Raw genomic sequence first — 1,644 nt, 5'->3', positions numbered from 1 at the left:
CTCTTCAACAAAAGACGACATTCCTTTCTAGCAACACAAACCAACTTTTAACACCAGCGTGATTCACGCCACGGGTGAATTACATCTAAAATGAAGGGGAATAAACATGCCACACCGCTCACCTACTATCACGCAACCAGCTATTGCTCGTGCTTTAAGAGAAGCTAAAAAACAAGGATGTGAACTCATAGAAATCAAACCTACAGGGGAATTATTAATTCATATCAATAAAACCATAACACCAACAACGATAGATAATACTTATAGCATTGACGATTTTCCACCGCTTGAAAACGAGCAAGAAGACTACGAGACCAGCAAAAGCTGCCCCTCTGTCGACGGTATAAAGTTTTAGCCATGCCAAAACGCCGTCCACCGCATCTTGTTCGTGAACGTACACGCCATGGTAAAGTTATATGGTATGTACGTATTGGTCATGGACCACGGTTTCGGATTGAAGGAACCTATGGAACGCAAGAGTTTGTTGACAATTATACGCTGGCTATTAAACAAGCGCAAAATGGCTCCTCCAAAACAAAGAGGCGTACCAGACTCACAGAAGGGTCTTTCGATTGGTTATTGCATCAGTATTTACAAAGCATGCAATGGCATAATCAATCAGAATCTACTAAAAAAGTTAAATATCGAATTCTGAATAATGTTTCTAAACATATCGGTGATCGTGCATATAAAAGCATAAACAAACAACACATTCTTGAAGCCGTAGATAGAAGGCGAGAGACCCCCGCGGCGGCAAAACATTTTTTGACCTCTTTAAACGGTCTCTTTAATTGGGCGGTTGATAATGCCCTTTTAAATAGAAATCCTGCCTTTAATATAAAAGCACCAAAATCTTTAAACAGTGAGGGATTACTGCCATGGCTAGAAGAGGACATAGACAAATATTATCACCGTTGGTCACATGGTACACATGAACGCGTCTGGATTGATGTTCTTCTTTATACAGGCTTGCGTCGTGGTGATGCCGTTCGTATCGGCTGGAAAGACGTCAAAGATAATATCATTTATCTCAAAACAGAAAAGAGCCAATTTAAAACAGATGTTTTTCTCCCGATTTTGCCAGAACTAGAGGAAACCCTTAAAATTGGTCCTATAGGTAATGAAACATTCATTTGTGGTAAAGGTGGAAATAAGCTTGTCAAAGAAAGTTTTGGCAACCTCTTTCGTGAAGCATGTAATGCAGCAGGTATTAAAAAATCAGCGCACGGATTGCGAAAATTAGCAGCAACACGTGCAGCCAATGCTGGTGCGACAGTTTCGCAAATGAAAGCGCTTTTTGGCTGGACAGAAGATAAAATGGCATCCCTTTATACCAAAACAGCTGATAGAAAACGCCTTGCAATAGAAGCAATCAAAAAGCTACAAAAAGGTTCGGGATAGACATAAAAATAAGTTAAAAGAATCAAAGGAATCAAAACTCCCGAACTTTTATATAATCTATTGATTTTATATAAATATAATGGTCCCACCCCCTCCGCCACAGCACTTTTATCATGCTATAATGTAGCTTGCCAGCAGGTTTTGTATATTTTGCCTTGTAGCTTGTAGCTTGCCAGCAGGTTTTGTATATTTTGCCACTAGGTTTTGTACCAATTTATTTTTTCTCAAAGAGTTTTAAAGATG

The 1,644-nt window shown here is 39.3% G+C and carries 2 protein-coding genes; both read left to right on the top strand.

Features of this window, described 5'->3' with window-relative positions; all coding sequences use genetic code 11:
• Window positions 1–106: 106 nt before the first annotated feature.
• A complete protein-coding gene (locus ACFIKX_RS03915; protein ID WP_375628770.1) occupies window positions 107–355 on the top strand; it encodes a hypothetical protein in 249 nt (82 codons plus the stop codon).
• Window positions 356–357: 2 nt separating this feature from the next.
• Window positions 358–1,401, top strand: coding sequence for a tyrosine-type recombinase/integrase (locus ACFIKX_RS03910; protein WP_375628768.1), 1,044 nt, complete (start codon window positions 358–360; stop codon window positions 1,399–1,401).
• Window positions 1,402–1,644 lie beyond the last annotated feature (243 nt).

Origin of the sequence: Bartonella sp. CM86QHHN (genome assembly GCF_042194695.1) — a bacterium.
GTDB lineage: Bacteria > Pseudomonadota > Alphaproteobacteria > Rhizobiales > Rhizobiaceae > Bartonella.
The sequence above is the reverse complement of the archived record's forward strand: the minus strand, read 5'-3'. Positions and strand labels throughout refer to the sequence as shown.

What these genes read in the sequence shown, in the direction of transcription:
- ACFIKX_RS03915 (WP_375628770.1), top strand. Translation starts at nt 107, where the DNA reads ATGCCACACCGCTCACCTACTATCACGCAACCAGCTATTGCTCGTGCT.
- ACFIKX_RS03910 (WP_375628768.1), top strand. Translation starts at nt 358, where the DNA reads ATGCCAAAACGCCGTCCACCGCATCTTGTTCGTGAACGTACACGCCAT.